Raw genomic sequence first — 14,813 nt, 5'->3', positions numbered from 1 at the left:
TACGACATGGCCATCGCCAACGAATCGCGTCAGGAAGAGCACAACATGCAGGAGCACCACGGCGCCGGGCGCTACGTGGTCATCTGGATTGCCCTGCTCGTGCTGACGCTCGTCACCGTTTTCACCGGCCGCATGCACCTGCCTGACTTCGGTCTGGTGCTCGCGCTCATCATCGCCAGCGTGAAGGGCACGCTGGTGGCGCTGTACTTCATGCACCTGTCGGAGCACCAGGGCGCCAACCGCCTGGTGTTCGGCGTGTCCATCCTGTTCGTGGTGCTGCTCATCGGCTTCTCGCTGATGGACCTCGGCACCCGCTTCCGTCTGGCCAACCCGCCGGGGTCGCAGTACAGCGACCTGCAGGCGGTGGACATCGGCGCGAACCCGGTGGAAGGCCGCACGGGTGGCCACCAGCAGCTGCAGAAGCAGAACCACGAGACGCACGAGTAGCCCGCGTCCCTCGCGGTCCCCTGAAGCACGAACGCGGCGCCCGGGATTCTTCCCTGGCGCCGCGTCGCTTTTGGCGGGCGGGGCTACCGGACTACAGGGCGACGGTCAGGTTGAAGGAGAGCGCCGTGTCGGTGGACACCTTGCCCGGGGGCGGAGCGCTGTCGGACTTCACGAGGAAGCCCACGCCCAGGGCCAGCGCGTCCGTGAGGCTCGCCATCACTTGCGTCTGGCTGCTGAAGAGGACGCGCGAGTCGGAGATGACGCTGACCAGGATCTCCGCGTCCTCCTGGAAGGTGATGTCCTTGGAGAGGCCGTAGCGGAACATGGCGCCGAAGCGCGGGCCGCCCAGGTCCACGTCGGCCAGGTCCACGCGCGTCGGGTAGTACTGGAAGCGCAGTTCGCGCGCGTAGCGGAAGGCGAAGTCGGTGCGCAGGATGGCCTCGTTCGTGCCGGTCTTCGTGTCCTTCTTGGTGTCGAACCAGAGGATGCCGGCACCGGCTTCACCGTAGGGCCGCGCCTCGATGCTCTTGATGTGGTCCGTGTCCGCGCCGGCCAGCAGGTAGCCGCTGATCTCCTGCGTGAAGCGGCGGTCCCCACGCAGCTCGACGCCGGCGTTGAGGGCCACCACCTGGGACAGGGACTCCACCTCCCCTTCCACCTCGGGCGGGCGGCTGCGGCCGTACGCGCCGTAGGCCTTCACGGAGTAGATCCACTTTTCCGTCTTGCGCAGCGCGCTGGCCAGGCCGCTGACGGTCAGCGTGGACGCGTTGCCGGTGAGGGAGATGAGGCTCAGGCCCACGCTGACGTCCCAGGTGCTGGGCTTCGCGGGGGCGGTCGCGGCGGCGGCCTCGGGGACGGGCGCGGGAGGCGGGGCGATGGGCCCGCGCGCGGTCACCTCGGCCAGCTTCTCGATGGCCTCGGCGAGCCGGGCGCTGGCCTCGGCGGCGCGCTCCGCGGCGAGGGCGGCGCGCTCGGCGGCGGCGGCCGCGCGCTCGGCGGCGGGGGCGTCCTCGGGGAGGGCGGGCGGGGCGGGCGGCGCCGGAGCGCGGACGGCGGACGGGGGCGGCGGGGCGGCGGGACGCGGGGCCGGCGGCGTCTGGGATTGCAGTGACGAGGCGAGCAGCAGCGCAACGGGGAGCATCGAGGTTCCTTGGGGTGAGGCAGGTGCGGCAGCGGACCTGCAAGGGAGCGTGGAAGGGCCGGCTCCCTTTCCGGCGCGAACTTCTTAGCGCCGTGGGACAGGGAGCGTCTTCACCTTCTAGGCTCGAAATGCGGTCCCTTCCTGGACCCGGTACGTGAGGACCCGCCCTTGAGGCCCACTCCCCTGCTTCCGCTGCTGTTCGCGCTGTCGTCCTGGCCCGCCGTCGCCCTCGCGGCACAGAAGGTCACCGTTCCGGTGGACGTGGGCGTGGGGCCGGCGGTGTTCGTGTTCTCCGGCCCCATCGCGGACGACCAGCTCCTGCACACGGGGCTGAAGCTGTCGGTGGACGCGGTGCTGGACAAGGAGTGGCTGCGCAAGAACCAGCGCGCGATTCCCGCGCGCTACCGGAAGCAGGCGAAGCAGATGGACGAGATCCGGATCTCGCCGTCCATCTTCATCCCGGACTCGTTCATCATCTCGCCGAAGTACCGCGACACGGGGATGTACGGCGTGACGTTCAAGCCGCTGGGGCTGGGGGTGCCGCTGTCGTCCAGTCCGGTGCGCTTCAAGCTGGGCGTGGGGCTGGTGTTGACGTACGCGTACATCTTCTCCGACACGCTGCCGGACACGCACTTCCTGCGGCCCGGGGCGAGCCTGGGCGCGGACCTGGAGTTCCAGTTGGCGAAGAGCTTCCTCGTCAGCGTGGGCTGGGAGTCCACGTTCTACGTGCCGCAGGAGCTGGGCGGGCTGGGGCTGCCGGACTCACTGGGGGACGGCATCTTCCACGTGGGGCAGGCGTACCTGCAGCTGCATTTCCGGTTCCCATACACCACGACGCTGTAGGGCTCGCGCGAGGGCGGCGCCCGTGGCTAGCGTGCCCGGCACCATGTCCCTCGTCCTCGCCACCGACGCGCAGAAGGCGCAGCGCGATGCCGTCACCCATGCCGCGTGGGGTTCGCCCCTGAGCGTGCCGCAGTACCAGGAGCGCGAAGCGCGGCTGCGCGCGCACCCGTGGAGCCGCGAAGGCATGAACACGTGGCTGTGGCTGGCGGATGACGGCCAGGTGCTGGCGTCGTGCGAGACCTTCCACACGGACAGCTTCCTGCGGGGCGCGGACGGACAGCTGACGCAGGGGGACAGCTACGCCATCGCCAGCGTGTACACGGAGGAGCACCTGCGCGGCCGGGGACACGCCACGCGGATGATGGACGCCGTCGCCGCGGAGCTGGAGCGGGTGGCGCCGCGGCCGCACTCGGTGGTCCTGTTCTCCGACGTCGGGGCGCCGCTGTATCGCCGGTCGGGCTACGTGGAGGTGCCCGCGTGGGACTGGCACCTGGACGCGGCGGATGCGCCGGGGGGACGGCCCGTGGATGGGGGGCTCCAGGAGACGGACGTGGCGGGGGCGCTCGCGCGGATGCGCCGGCCGGACGTGCCCTTCTTCCTGTGGCCTGGCGCCGCGCAGGTGGACTGGCACCTGGAGCGGGAGCGCATCTACGCGGACCTGCTCGCGCGGCCCCGGCCGCGGACGTGCGGCGCGGTGGTGGGTGAGTCCACCGCGCTGTGGACGATGAACGCGCGCTACGGCCAGTTGGTGGTGCTGATGCTGGACGCGCGGGACGCCTCCGCGGCGGAAGCACTGCTCACGGAGGCGCGCCGCGTGGCACACCATGCGGGACTCGAGCGCGTGGTGTGGTGGGAGGAGCCCACGACGGCGCCACTGCTCGGCGGAGTCCCCGGCGCGGTCCGCGTGGAGCGGGACGGGTCGCTGCCCATGCTGCGGCCTCTGCGCCCGGGGCTGCCTCCAGCGCCGGAGGTCCCCTTCCCTCGCGCCCTGTGGGTGTGAGCTTCGCGGCCAGGGCGGCGGTCTGGCTTCCCACCGCCGGCCTGGTGGGAACGGAGGCACCCGCCCCAACCCGGATGTGTCAGGCGGCGACAGGTCCCCTAGGATGCGCCCCATGGCCGAGCGAAGGCGCATCATCGAGGGCTCCTGGAACTGCACGTCCTGCGGCGCCAAGAACATCCCTGCCCGTCACAAGAACTGCCCCTCCTGCAACAACCCGCGGGAGCTCACCGGCAAGGAGTCCGAGTTCGACTTCGGTGACGTGGACGCGGCCTCCGGCAAGTCCACCCGCGAGGGCGTCACCGACGAACAGGCCCTGGACATGGCCGGCGCTGGCGAGGACTGGTTCTGCGCTTACTGCGGCGCGGCCAACCGGGGCGACGGCAAGCGCTGCCGCCAGTGCTCCGCCGAACGGGGCTCGGATGCGAAGGCCGCGCCGCTCGCGGACCTGGGCCCCAAGGTGCCGCCGAAGCCCGCGCCCAAGCCCCGCTTCGGGAAGGTGGCGCTCATCATCGTGGGCGTCTTGAGCTCGTGCTGCCTGGGCACCTGCGCGGTGGGCATCTGGGGCAACATGAAGCATGAAATCAAGGGCGAGGTGGTGGCCACGAACTGGCGCCGCGCCCTGGTGCAAGAGCGCTTCGTCCCGGAGACGCGCACGGGCTGGCGGGACGAGCTGAGCACCACCTCGCCGCGCATGCCGGTGAACGGCGCGGGCGAGGTCGCGGGCGTGACGAACATCCGCGACTGCGCTTCCCGCCAGCGCGGCACCCGCCGGGTGGCGGACGGCACCCAGCGCGTTTGCCGGACGAAGACGCGCAAGGTGGCCTGCGGCACCGAGGAGAAGTGCACCCGTCGCGACAAGGGCAACGGCTTCGCCGAGGAGGTCTGCCACGACGTGACGAAGTACTGCAACGAGTCCTACGAGGACTGCGACACGGAGACGCGCTACCGCAACGAGCCCGTCTACGCGCAGCAGTGCGCCTACGACACGTACGTGTGGAAGCCGGTGGACACGCGCGAGCTCAAGGGCACGGAGGGGCCGCCGCGCTGGCCGGAGCTCACCGCCGGGCCGAACGAGCGGTTGCGGCGCGAGGAGGACTACACCGTGCTCGTGCGCTACGACGACGACGGCGTGAAGCAGCACGAGGTGAAGCCCACGCGCGAGGACGAGTTCGTCGCGTGGAAGAAGGGCCAGGGCGTCACGCTCACCGTGACGAACCTGGGCAAGGTGGAGCAGGCCGTCCGCCGCTGAGAGCAGCACCGCTCGAGGAGTCTCATGGAGTGCACCTGCTGTGGCGCCTGCTGCGTGGCGCCGGACATCGCCGCGCTGGACAAGCCGCTGGGGCTGCGGTGCCCGCACCTGGGCGCGGACAACCTGTGCACCGTGTACGAGCGGAGGCCCCAGGTGTGCCGGGACTACGCGGCGGATGAGGTGTGCCGCCGCATCGAGGCCCCCACGCTGGAGGAACGCGTGAACAACTACCTGGCGCTGTTCCAGCTCACCGCGGAGGCGGAGGCCGTGCGCGAATCCGGCTGCGCCTCCATGCGGATGGCGCGCGCCCTCCGGGAGCGGAAGTGACCTTCCAACCCACCGAGCCGTTCGTCCCCGCGCCAGGCATTCGCGGCGCGCACGCGCAGACCATCTACGCGTCGCTCGTGCGCCCCACGCGCGTGCCGCCGCTGCGCCGGGAGCGGAAGGACCTGCCGGACGGGGACTTCGTCGACCTGGACACCTTCGACGGGCCCAAGGGCGCGCCGCACGTGGTGGTGCTGCACGGCCTGGAGGGGTCCTCGCAGGCGGGCTACGTCACGGAGGTGCTGCGGGGCGCGGCGAAGCGCGGCTGGGGCGCCACGGCGATCAACTTCCGCTCGTGCAGCGGGGAGCCGAACCGGCTGGCCCGGGCGTACCACTCCGGGGACACGGCGGACACGCTGCTGGTGATGGCGGACGTGCGCGAGCGCATCACCGGACCGATGCTCGCGGTGGGCTTCTCCCTGGGCGCCAACGTGCTGTGCCGGCTGCTGGAGGAGACGGGCGATCAGGCGCCGGTCGTGGCCGCCGCGTCCATCAGCGCGCCGTACGACCTGGACGCGTGCTGCCGCAAGCTGGATGGCGGCAGCGGCTACCACTGGCTCTACCGCGAGCGGTTCCTGCGCACGCTCAAGAGCAAGGCCCGCGCGAAGTTGCAGCGCTTCCCGGGCGCGTTCGACGGGACCCGCATGGAGGCGGCGCGCACCATCCGGGGCTACGACGACGTGGTCACCGGGCCGCTGCATGGCTTCCGGGACGCGGAGCACTACTACCGGGAGGCGTCCTCGGGGCCCAGGCTCGCGGACATCCGCCGGCCCACGCTGCTCTTGAGCTCTGCGGATGATCCGATGCTGGAGGCGCCGGTGATTCCGCCTTCCGCGCGGGACAACCCGCTCCTCAGCGTGGTGCTGACCGAGCAGGGCGGCCACGTGGGCTTCGTCGCGGGCAGCGTGCTCCGTCCCTACTTCTGGGCGGAGGCGCAGGCGCTCACGTTCTTCGAGCGGGTGCTCGCCGGCTGATCAGCCGAAGAAGAAGGTGAGGCCGAGTTTTCCGGACGGCTGAACCTTGCGCATCATCCACGACTGCGTCTCCACGGGAGACAGCGAGTCGCGGAAGGGCTCGTCCAGCTTCTGGAGGCTGGGGACGTCCATCTCCATGAAGCTCATGCCGCCGCGCACGAAGAAGCTGAGGCGGCGGGTGGCGTTGAACTCCAGGCCCACGTGCGTGCTGATGTACGTGTAGCCCACGCGCTCCATGGAGGACGTGGGCAGCTGCGTGCGATCCGCGAGCCTCCGGTTCAGCGTCTTCGTGCTCGCGGCCTGCGCGTGTCCGAACTCCCATGAGAACGAGGGAGAGACCTTGCCCTTGAGAGGGAGCAGCGTGAGGCCCGCGCGCAGGGCGCCTCGCAGACCGTTGTGCGCGCCACCGAGGTGGATTCGCAGGTGCTGCGAGGGCCGGAGGACGCCGGAGAGTCCCGCGCCTTCGGGCATGCCCGCGTCGAGCATCAGACCGAAGGGCGCCAGCCGCTCCGGATCATTCATGCGGCGCCGGCCTTCGCCCTGCTGTGCCTGAGCCTGCGGCAACTGCACCTGCGGTGCGCTCTGGGCAATGGCCGTGTGGGCCGCCAGGACCGCTACCGCCGCGGTGACGATGGACACCGCTCCCATGAGGCTTCTCCCCGTTCCAGACATCGCGGCCACGCGCGATGAGATTTGCGAGGTACGCCGGCCCCTGGGAGCACCCACTCTCCGAGACCCGGCTGCGTGTTGCTCCCCCCGACCCGCCACACCACTCCCGCCACTGCCACACGTCCGGTGCTGACTGTCGCGTCGCCTCGATGCCGCCTCCGGCTGGATCGCGAAGCTCTCGCACCGCCACGTCTTTGATTCACGGCCCTTCACGTCTCCCATCCGGCGACCGCGACTGTCTTTGCCGGACTCCCCCAAACTGCGCACTGCTCCGTCCCGCCGCCCAGCCCCGTCCTGCGACCTGCCTGCTGCCTTGCTCGACCGCGCGACCTGCTGCCCCCCGGTGCCACGCGATGCGAGGTGATGCGCACTGCCCCTGATCCACCGTGCTGCGTGCTGCCCCGACCCGCCCGTCCTGCCCCGTTCCACCGTGCTGCGTGCTGCCCCGACCCGCCCGTCCTGCCCCGTGCTGCCTTTGCTGCCCCGACCCGCCCTACCCCGTACCGCCTTTGCTGCCCCGTCCCGCCCAACCCCGTACTGCCTTTGCTGCCCCGACCCGCCCTACCCCGTCCTGCGTGCTGCCCCGTCCCGCCCAACCCCGTACCGCCTTTGCTGCCCCGACCCGCCCTACCCCGTCCTGCGTGCCGCCCCGTCCCGCCCAACCCCGTACCGCCTTTGCTGCCCCGACCCGCCCTACCCCGTCCTGCGTGCCGCCCCGACCCGCCCGTCCTGCCCCGTGCTGCCCCAACCCGCCCAACCCCGTCCTGCCTTTGCTGCCCCGTGCTGCCCCGTACCGCCTTTGCTGCCCCGACCCGCCCGTCCTGCCCCGTTCCACCGTGCTGCCCCGTCCTGCCCTTGCTGCCCCGACCCGCCCTACCCCGTCCTGCCTTTGCTGCCCCGACCCGCCCTACCCCGTCCTGCCTTTGCTGCCCCGACCCGCCCTACCCCGTCCTGCGTGCTGCCCCGACCCGCCCGTCCTGCCCCGTGCTGCCTTTGCTGCCCCGACCCGCCCTACCCCGTCCTGCGTGCTGCCCCGTCCTGCGTGCTGCCCCGTCCCGCCCTGTTCCCCCCGAAGCAGTGCGGCTTCCCCCCCACCGACTCCGTCCCCCCCACCGTGCTGCCCGTTCCTGCTGCCGGGGTGCCTAAGCATTCGCCGTGCCGACGCTCCTTCACGGTATATTCCCCTGTGATATCCAGGTCTTGAGTCATCCCACCCCGCAGGGCAGTCCGGGCTGTGGGCTCGGAGCCGGAAAAAACTCCTGACCCTCCGGGGCCCCGGCCTAACGTGTGACAGCCTTGTTGACGGGATGATGGAGGAACCCGTGCGCCTTCCGGTCGCCGCCGCACTGCTCAGCCTGGTCGCTTGCTCCGAATCGACCGAAGGCACCACCCCGAAGCTCGAGGGCCTCATCAATCCGCGGCAGCGGCTCATCACCCCCGCGCGCGTCTGCAACGCCGGTGGCGACGCGAAGGGATGGCGCCTGGAGCTCATCGGCAGCCGCTTCACCCCCGTGCCTCGCGACGCGCTCACCGACTCGCCGTCCGTGGCGCTGCCCCAGGTCTCGCTGCGCGGCCCCGCCGACTACACGCTCCCCGAGGACCACCTCTTCTTCGCGCGCACCGAGCTCATGCGGATGGACCTGCCCACCCGCGACAGCACGCCGTCGAACACACTCCCGCCCGGCACCTATACCGTCGCCGTGACGAACCCCCTCGGCGGCACCTCCGAGCTCGAGGACGCCCTGCGCGTCGTGCCGCCGCCGGACATCACGAACCTCACCGCGCCCGAGGGCTTCCGCTACAACGCCGCCAGCCCCCTCATCATCGAAGGCAGCGGCTTCCGCTCGGACGCGCTGCCGCTCATCGTCCTCCAGCGCCAGGGCGAAGAGGACCAGCCCCTCTTCACCCTCACCGTCGTCTCCGACACGCGCATCGAAACCGAAGTGCCCCCCGCGACGCCGGAGGGCACCTACGCCCTCACCCTCACCAACCCCGAGGGCTGCTCCGTCACCCGGCCCCAGGCGCTCACCATCACCTATCCGCGGCTGGGCAACCTCTCCGTGTCGCCCGCGAGCGGCCCCTCCAAGAGCGACACGGTCATCACCCTCACCAACACCGCGTCCGGCGCGGCGAAGCCCTTCACGCCCGGCACCCACGACGTGTACCTCGTCGCGCCCGTGAAGACGGACCCCGGCCAGCCGGTGAACATCCCGCTGTACGACGTGAAGTACCTCTCCGCGTCGCAGCTCCGCGCCACCGTGCCCGGCTGCTCGGGCTTCGACTCGCGGCCCGTCACGGATCCGGCGTGTCCCGGCGGCATCGTGCCCGGCACCTACGGGTTCATCGTCGCGGACCCCAGCGGTGCCTACGGAACCCTCCCCGCGTCCTCCGGCTTCACCGTCTCCCCATGAACGCCCTCGCCCTGCTCGCGGCCGCGGCGCTGGCCGCCGCCCCCTCCTCCAAGAAGGACAACGGAGGCCCCCTCTTCATCGCGCCCAAGGTGGGCTTCATCAAGCCCGTCACGTCGCTCGGCGGCGACCTCTTCCTGGGCGGCGAGGTGGGCTACCTCACGCCCCTCCTCCAGCGGCGCCTCGCGCTGGTGCTGGAGGTGAACTACCACCGGCCCTCCACGTCGGGGACGCTGCGCGGGCCCCAGTTGGACAACCTGGGCCAGCCCATCGAAGCGCCGTACACGCTCGCCGAGCGCGAGGTGGCCATCCAGTTGTCCGCCGTGTTCCGCTTCCCCCGCGCGCTCGGGCCGCTCACGCCCTACGTGGGCGCGGGCCCCGGCCTGTACCTGCACCGCGCGACGGTGGAGTCGTTCGACAGCACCGCGTCGGAGAGCAGCGGCGGGCTGGGCTTCCAGGCGCTCGCGGGCGCGGAGCTGCCGCTGGGGCCGGGCGGCGTCTTCCTGGAGGCGAAGTACCACTTCTCCACGGTGGGCTTCCTCACCACCGGCGACGTGAACGCGGGCGCGGTGCTCGCGGCCCTGGGCTACCGGCTGCGGCTGTAATCGCCGCGAGCCCGCTCAGGCCCGCCCCACCGGCGGGCGCAACATCCGCAGCAGGTGCTGGGCCAGCAGGTCGCGCGTGGCCTGGAGCACCGAGCCCATCAGGTGATGCAGCGCCTCCGCGGTGTCGCCGTGGGCTTCGCGCACGCGTTCGGAGCGGCCGTCGAAGATGCGCAGCCGGCCGGGCACCAGCGAGATGACCGGCAGCGACGGGTGCCGCTTGCGCAAGAGCCCCAGGAACAGCGGGTGGTCCTCGTCCGGGCGGCGCAGGTCCACCACCACCAGCGCGGGCTTGTTCTCCTTGATGGAGGCGAAGGCGTCATCGGGCTCGCCCGTGGCGGACACCTCCACGTCCGGCTCCGCGTCCAGGAAGCGGCTGAGCAGCGCGCGAGACGCCGCATGCGGGCTGACGACCAGGACCCGCATCAGCGTGATGCCCGGAAGGACACGGGCCTCCAGCCGACGGGCGGAACACAGCGAGCAGCGGCGGGGCAGGTCCAGGACATGAGGTGAGCAGGTAACGCCCGGGGCCCCCTCGAAGCAATCCATCCCGCGTCCAGGTGCGCCCGCCGTACCGCCAGGCGGCCAATCGTCCGCGCCCATGGCTTCTTCCGGCCGTGCGGGCCAGAGTGGCGGAGCGCCGTCCAACCCGCTACTTCCCATCCCGCGCGAGCCTCCCCCCACGTCGGCTCCCCGAAGTCCCGAGCGTCCGCCATCGAGCCCCAGTCCTCCCCCCTTACCGAGCTGCACTACGACAGCGGCACGCTGGTGGCGCCGACGCTGCCGGACGACGAGCGGCTGCACGCGCTCTTCCAGAAGGACGGGCGCACGGGCGTCTTCCGCGCGCCCGCGCGGCACTACCGCGACGTCGTGCTGCGCCTGCGCGAATGCGGGCTGCCCTACGAGGACCGCGCGAAGCGCTTCGAGCCGGCGGAGTTGCCCCTCGCGGTGCCCATCGAGCCGTTTCCGCATCAGCGCGCGGCGCTGGACGCCTGGACGCGCGCGGGAGGCCGGGGGCTGGTGGAGCTGCCCACCGGCGCGGGCAAGACACTGCTGGCGGTGCTGGCCATCGCCTGGGTGAAGCGGCCCACGTTGGTGGTGGTGCCCACGCTGGATTTGATGGCGCAGTGGCAGGGCGTGCTGGCGAAGCACTTCGCCACCCCGGTGGGCATGGTGGGCGGCGGCGTCAACGACCGTCAGACGCTCACCGTGACGACGTACGACTCGGCGGCGATGCAGATGGAGTTCACGGGCAACCGCTTCGGCCTGCTCATCTGCGACGAGTGCCACCACCTGCCCGCGCCCAGCTACCGCTTCATCGCGGAGGGGACGCTCGCACCCTACCGGCTGGGGCTCACGGCGACGCTGGAGCGCGCGGACGGCGGCGAGCGCGTGTGCGAGGAACTCCTGGGCCCGCTGGTGCACCGCACCGGCATCGATGAGCTCCAGGGCCAGTACCTGGCCCCCTATGAAGTCCGCCGCATCGAGGTGCCGCTCACCCCTGACGAGAAGGCGCGCTACGACGAGGCGCGGGGCCGCTACCTCACGTTCGTGCGCAAGCTGGGCGTGCCGCTCGCGTCACCCGAGGGCTGGGCGCGCTTCCTGGCGCAGAGCCAGCGCAGCGACGAGGGACGCGCGGCGTACCGGGGCTATCGGGAGCAGCGCCGCATCGCGCTCACCTCCAGCGGCAAGCTGGACGCGCTCTGGAAGATATTGCTGGAGCACCGCGAGGACCGCGTCATCGTCTTCACGGACGACAACGAGACGGTCTACACGCTGGCGCGCAAGCTGCTCCTGCCCGCGCTCACGCACCACACGCCGCTGCCGGAGCGCAAGGCGCTGCTGGCCGCGTTCGCCAGCGCGGAGCTGCCGGTGCTGCTCACCTCGCGGGTGCTCAATGAAGGCGTGGACGTGCCGGAGGCGCGCGTGGGCGTGGTGCTCAGCGGCAGCGGCAGCGTGCGCGAACACGTCCAGCGCCTGGGCCGCATCCTGCGAAAGCGCCCCGGCAAGCGCGCCCTCCTGTACGAGGTGTGCTCCGCGCAGACGGCGGAGAGCGGCATCAGCGAGAGACGCCGGCAGCACCGCGCCTACCAGGAGCCGGAGGGCCCGCGGAATGCTGACACGTGAGCTGCTCGCCTCGCGCGTTCGCGAAGGCATCCTGCGTCCGTCGTTCGTGAAGACGCACGACCCGTCCCTCCAGGCGCTCGCGAAGGAGCTGCTCGCGGACGCGGAGGCCTTCCGGGGCCAGAGCCGCGACGACGTGGAGGAGGCCTTCAGCCTCAAGGCCGGCGCGTTCAGCCGCCCCAAGGTCGCGCGCGGGTTGGTGAAGCTGCTGCTCGACCGGCTCCTCTTCGACGAGGCCGGCGAGGGCGCCTCGGAGGCGAGATGGCGCACGCTGCTCGTGGCCGCGAAGGTGCTGCGGACCCTTCCTCCAGACACCACGCTGGAGGCCTACGAAGCGCGCCTCACGGAGGCCCTGGACGCGCCGCTGGCGGACACGCGCGAGGCGCTCTACTCGGACCTGCCCGGCAACCGGAAGCTGCTCGGGTGGGACGGAGAAGCGCTCACGCCGCAGGGGCTGCTGGACCGCTACAACCTGGCGCTCGCGCAGGGGCCGCTGCTCAACGCCCGGCGCCTCACCCTGCGCGCGCGGTCGCCGGAGCTGTTGCGCGTGCGCAAGCTCTTGCGGTGGTTGAAGTTCTGCCGGCTGGTCGCGGAGGTGCGCCGCGACGGCGAGGACTGGTCCCTGGAGGTGGAGGGCCCCGGCGCCATGCTGGCCCTGCAGAAGAAGTACGGCTTGCAGCTCGCGAGCTTCCTCTCCGTGGTCCCCGTCCTGGAGCGCTGGGAGCTCTCCGCGGTGCTGGAGGACGCGCGCAAGCGCTCCACGCTCCAGCTCTCCCATGAGGATCCGCTGGTGTCCCCGCTGCCCGCCGCGCTGGGTCACGTGCCGCCGGAGGTGGCCGCGCTGGCGGAGGGCTTCGAGGATGCCGCCTGGGAGCTGGACCTGACGCCCCTGCCCCGCCACACCGGCGCCGCCGGCCTGTGCGTGCCCGACCTCACCTTCCGCCACCGGACGACGGGGCAGGAGGTCGCGCTGGAGCTCTTCCACCCGTGGCACGCGGCGCCGCTGTCACGCCGGCTGGCGGAGCTGCGCGCGCGTCCGGACACAGGACTGCTCCTGGGCGTGGACCGCGCGCTGGCGAAGGAGACCGCGGAGCGGCAGGCGCTGGAGGATCACCCGCAGGTGGTGCTCTTCAACGGCTTCCCCTCCGTCCGCAAGCTGCGCGAGCGCCTGGGTGGCTTCAGCTCCGGGGTTTGAACTGCGAGGCCAGCACGCTGAGGATGCGCACGGAGCCCCGGTCCAGTTGCTTCGCGCGGCGCAGGAGCCGGCGCAACTCCGCGGACTCGCCGTAGTCGGACGGAGGCTCCGCGGCCCACTTCACGTCCTGGGACGGCTTGAGCCCCAGCGCCTCGTCCGCGGAGATGGACAGCACCACGCACAACCGGCGGAAGGTCTGGATGCTGGGCAGCATGTGGCCGCGCTCCAGGCGCCCGTAGACCTCACTGGCGATGCCGATGCGTTCCGCCACGTCCGCCTGGGTCAGGTTCAGGCGGGTGCGGGCGACGCGAGCCGCGCCTCCGAGCCGGGATGCGAGGGTCTTTTCCATGGGGTCGTTAACCTACCGGGTTCGCCCATGTCGATATGACTTGAGAGGTTGGCTTCCAAGAACTTCCGGGGTAGGCTTTTCGCGACACAACCTCTTGCGTCAAGCCCGTCCGCACCACCCACCGCCTTCATGCGAGAGACCTCCGACCCCTCTCCCAGCTTCCTCTTCGTGGACGCGGATCCGCGTGCGCTGGCCGCGCTGCGGCGGCTCTCCCGGTATCTGCCCGGAGACAAGCGCTTCGCCCTGGGCGTGCGCGAAGCGGAGCGGCTGATGGGGGAAGCGGCGCCGTCCGTGGTGGTGTGCGGCCAGGGCCTGCCGGATGGTGACGGGCTGTGCCTGCTCACGTGCGTGCGCGCCCGGCATCCGCGCGCCGCGTGCGCGCTGCACACCACGCATCCCCCGTCCCGCGGGCTGCGGGAGAAGGGCATCACCTGGATGGACCGCGCCGCGCCGCCGCAGCAGGTGCTGGCGCTCCTGGAGTCGTTGAGCTGACGGCGGGCTGCCGGCCGGGCGTTCCCATGGCGTGCGCGGCGGGGAGCGTTAAGGTAGTGCCTCCCGCGCGCACACCATGAAGCTCTACGCCATCAGCGACCTGCACCTGCGGCACAAGGAAAACCACGAGGCGCTGGCGGCACTCGCGCCGCGTCCGGAGGACTGGCTCATCGTCGGCGGTGACGTGGGCGAAACGCTCGCGGACATGGAGCTGATGCTGCGCACGCTCACCGCGCGCTTCCGCCAGGTCGTCTGGGTGCCGGGCAACCACGAGCTGTGGACCATGCCCTCCGAGCAGCCTCCGCTGAAGGGCGAGGCGCGCTACCTGCGCATGGTGGACCTGTGCCACCGCTACGGCGCGCTCACGCCGGAGGACCCGTACCCGCGCTGGCCCGGAGAAGGCCCGCCCCGCGTCATCGTCCCCATGTTCCTGGGCTACGACTACACCTTCCGCCCGGACACCGTGCCCGCGGACAAGGCGCTGGAGTGGGCCTGGGAGGACGACCTGATGTGCACGGACGAGGTGCTCCTGCATCCGGAGCCCTACCCCACCCGTCAGGCCTGGTGTCACGCGCGCGTGGAGCGCACCCGCGCGCGGCTGGAGCGGCTGCCGCCGGAGTGCTCCACCATCCTCATCAACCACTACCCGCTGCGCTACGAGCACGTGCGGCTGCCGCGCATCCCGCGCTTCTCCATCTGGTGCGGCACGCGCCTCACCGAGGACTGGCACACGCGCTACCGCGCGGAGGTGGTGGTGACAGGGCACCTGCACATGCCCTCCACGCTGTGGCGAGACGGCGTGCGCTTCGAGGAGGTCTCCCTGGGCTACCCCATGCAGTGGCGTCACCGGGGCGGCCTGGAGCGCTGCCTGCGCGAGGTGCTCCCCGGTCCCCAGCCCGTCCCCCAGCCGTGACGGCGTGAGTCATCGCCCGGTGCGGGCCGCGTCACCCCGCCGTGCGTTTGACGGTGTGCGGCCCGCGGGCGTGTAGTCGCGCG

At 71.7% G+C, this 14,813-nt stretch carries 16 protein-coding genes; 12 read left to right on the top strand and 4 right to left on the bottom strand.

Annotation, left to right across the window (positions count from 1 at the left end; genetic code table 11):
* The first annotated feature begins 6 nt into the window (after positions 1 to 6).
* Positions 7 to 447 (top strand): cytochrome C oxidase subunit IV family protein, encoded by a 441-nt coding sequence (locus JYJ93_RS10305; RefSeq protein WP_206788819.1) that lies wholly within the window; start codon positions 7 to 9, stop codon positions 445 to 447.
* Between the two features lie 91 nt (positions 448 to 538).
* Here JYJ93_RS10305 and JYJ93_RS10300 read toward each other — a convergent pair whose 3' ends face one another.
* Entirely contained in the window at positions 539 to 1,588 is a 1,050-nt protein-coding gene (locus JYJ93_RS10300) for a DUF481 domain-containing protein (protein ID WP_206788817.1), read from the bottom strand.
* A 168-nt stretch (positions 1,589 to 1,756) separates the two neighbouring features.
* On the opposite strand from JYJ93_RS10300, the gene JYJ93_RS10295 reads away from it, so the two are divergent.
* From JYJ93_RS10295 to JYJ93_RS10275, 5 genes are all read left to right on the top strand, one after another.
* Positions 1,757 to 2,431: a hypothetical protein gene (locus JYJ93_RS10295; RefSeq protein WP_206788815.1), complete on the top strand. Its 675-nt coding sequence runs from the start codon at positions 1,757 to 1,759 to the stop codon at positions 2,429 to 2,431.
* 43 nt (positions 2,432 to 2,474) lie between these two features.
* Entirely contained in the window at positions 2,475 to 3,431 is a 957-nt protein-coding gene (locus JYJ93_RS10290) for a GNAT family N-acetyltransferase (protein WP_206788813.1), read from the top strand.
* A gap of 112 nt (positions 3,432 to 3,543) precedes the next feature.
* On the top strand, positions 3,544 to 4,680 hold the full coding sequence (locus JYJ93_RS10285) for a hypothetical protein (RefSeq protein ID WP_206788811.1): 1,137 nt from the start codon (positions 3,544 to 3,546) through the stop codon (positions 4,678 to 4,680).
* Between the two features lie 24 nt (positions 4,681 to 4,704).
* Positions 4,705 to 5,007 (top strand): zinc/iron-chelating domain-containing protein, encoded by a 303-nt coding sequence (locus JYJ93_RS10280; RefSeq protein ID WP_014399408.1) that lies wholly within the window; start codon positions 4,705 to 4,707, stop codon positions 5,005 to 5,007.
* Positions 5,004 to 5,978, top strand: coding sequence for a hydrolase (locus tag JYJ93_RS10275; protein WP_206788809.1), 975 nt, complete (start codon positions 5,004 to 5,006; stop codon positions 5,976 to 5,978). Before JYJ93_RS10280 ends, JYJ93_RS10275 begins: the two co-directional genes overlap by 4 nt.
* Here the strand turns inward: JYJ93_RS10275 and JYJ93_RS10270 are convergent, their stop codons facing one another.
* Positions 5,979 to 6,626 carry a hypothetical protein gene (locus JYJ93_RS10270; RefSeq protein WP_206788800.1) on the bottom strand — a complete coding sequence of 216 codons (648 nt, stop codon included), beginning with the start codon at positions 6,624 to 6,626 and terminating at the stop codon, positions 5,979 to 5,981.
* A 1,343-nt stretch (positions 6,627 to 7,969) separates the two neighbouring features.
* On the opposite strand from JYJ93_RS10270, the gene JYJ93_RS10265 reads away from it, so the two are divergent.
* Both JYJ93_RS10265 and JYJ93_RS10260 read left to right on the top strand, forming a co-directional pair.
* The gene (locus JYJ93_RS10265; RefSeq protein ID WP_206788798.1) at positions 7,970 to 9,058 is read left to right on the top strand and encodes a hypothetical protein; all 1,089 of its coding nucleotides are present in this window, start codon (positions 7,970 to 7,972) and stop codon (positions 9,056 to 9,058) included.
* A complete protein-coding gene (locus tag JYJ93_RS10260; protein WP_206788796.1) occupies positions 9,055 to 9,660 on the top strand; it encodes an outer membrane beta-barrel protein in 606 nt (201 codons plus the stop codon). The genes JYJ93_RS10265 and JYJ93_RS10260 overlap by 4 nt, the downstream gene beginning before the upstream one ends.
* Positions 9,661 to 9,675: 15 nt before the next feature.
* Here JYJ93_RS10260 and JYJ93_RS10255 read toward each other — a convergent pair whose 3' ends face one another.
* Positions 9,676 to 10,206 (bottom strand): response regulator, encoded by a 531-nt coding sequence (locus tag JYJ93_RS10255; RefSeq protein WP_242543751.1) that lies wholly within the window; start codon positions 10,204 to 10,206, stop codon positions 9,676 to 9,678.
* Positions 10,207 to 10,425: 219 nt separating this feature from the next.
* Here JYJ93_RS10255 and JYJ93_RS10250 point away from each other — a divergent pair, with 219 nt between their 5' ends.
* Positions 10,426 to 11,784, top strand: a complete 1,359-nt coding sequence (locus JYJ93_RS10250) for a DEAD/DEAH box helicase family protein (protein ID WP_269012807.1) — start codon at positions 10,426 to 10,428, stop codon at positions 11,782 to 11,784.
* Complete coding sequence (locus tag JYJ93_RS10245) at positions 11,771 to 12,976, top strand: DUF790 family protein (RefSeq protein ID WP_206788794.1); 1,206 nt, start codon at positions 11,771 to 11,773, stop codon at positions 12,974 to 12,976. The genes JYJ93_RS10250 and JYJ93_RS10245 overlap by 14 nt, the downstream gene beginning before the upstream one ends.
* Here the strand turns inward: JYJ93_RS10245 and JYJ93_RS10240 are convergent.
* Positions 12,960 to 13,325 carry a helix-turn-helix transcriptional regulator gene (locus JYJ93_RS10240; protein WP_014399416.1) on the bottom strand — a complete coding sequence of 122 codons (366 nt, stop codon included), beginning with the start codon at positions 13,323 to 13,325 and terminating at the stop codon, positions 12,960 to 12,962. The genes JYJ93_RS10245 and JYJ93_RS10240 overlap by 17 nt on opposite strands.
* Before the next feature lie 129 nt (positions 13,326 to 13,454).
* Between JYJ93_RS10240 and JYJ93_RS10235 the strand changes: the two genes are divergently transcribed.
* On the top strand, positions 13,455 to 13,817 hold the full coding sequence (locus JYJ93_RS10235; RefSeq protein ID WP_206788792.1) for a response regulator: 363 nt from the start codon (positions 13,455 to 13,457) through the stop codon (positions 13,815 to 13,817).
* A 76-nt stretch (positions 13,818 to 13,893) separates the two neighbouring features.
* Entirely contained in the window at positions 13,894 to 14,730 is an 837-nt protein-coding gene (locus JYJ93_RS10230; RefSeq protein ID WP_206788789.1) for a metallophosphoesterase, read from the top strand.
* Positions 14,731 to 14,813: the final 83 nt, after the last annotated feature.

The sequence above is a fragment of the Corallococcus sp. NCSPR001 genome, assembly GCF_017309135.1.
In the GTDB taxonomy this organism is placed as follows: domain Bacteria; phylum Myxococcota; class Myxococcia; order Myxococcales; family Myxococcaceae; genus Corallococcus.
This window is presented reverse-complemented; position numbering and strand designations above follow the sequence as displayed.

Bases quoted from the DNA above. Each gene is read 5' to 3' on its own strand.
- JYJ93_RS10290 (WP_206788813.1), top strand. From the start codon at position 2,475: ATGTCCCTCGTCCTCGCCACCGACGCGCAGAAGGCGCAGCGCGATGCC.
- JYJ93_RS10245 (WP_206788794.1), top strand. From the start codon at position 11,771: ATGCTGACACGTGAGCTGCTCGCCTCGCGCGTTCGCGAAGGCATCCTG.
- JYJ93_RS10240 (WP_014399416.1), bottom strand. From the start codon at position 13,325: ATGGAAAAGACCCTCGCATCCCGGCTCGGAGGCGCGGCTCGCGTCGCC.
- JYJ93_RS10270 (WP_206788800.1), bottom strand. From the start codon at position 6,626: ATGGGAGCGGTGTCCATCGTCACCGCGGCGGTAGCGGTCCTGGCGGCC.
- JYJ93_RS10300 (WP_206788817.1), bottom strand. From the start codon at position 1,588: ATGCTCCCCGTTGCGCTGCTGCTCGCCTCGTCACTGCAATCCCAGACG.
- JYJ93_RS10255 (WP_242543751.1), bottom strand. From the start codon at position 10,206: ATGGATTGCTTCGAGGGGGCCCCGGGCGTTACCTGCTCACCTCATGTC.
- JYJ93_RS10305 (WP_206788819.1), top strand. From the start codon at position 7: ATGGCCATCGCCAACGAATCGCGTCAGGAAGAGCACAACATGCAGGAG.
- JYJ93_RS10260 (WP_206788796.1), top strand. From the start codon at position 9,055: ATGAACGCCCTCGCCCTGCTCGCGGCCGCGGCGCTGGCCGCCGCCCCC.
- JYJ93_RS10235 (WP_206788792.1), top strand. From the start codon at position 13,455: ATGCGAGAGACCTCCGACCCCTCTCCCAGCTTCCTCTTCGTGGACGCG.
- JYJ93_RS10285 (WP_206788811.1), top strand. From the start codon at position 3,544: ATGGCCGAGCGAAGGCGCATCATCGAGGGCTCCTGGAACTGCACGTCC.
- JYJ93_RS10280 (WP_014399408.1), top strand. From the start codon at position 4,705: ATGGAGTGCACCTGCTGTGGCGCCTGCTGCGTGGCGCCGGACATCGCC.
- JYJ93_RS10230 (WP_206788789.1), top strand. From the start codon at position 13,894: ATGAAGCTCTACGCCATCAGCGACCTGCACCTGCGGCACAAGGAAAAC.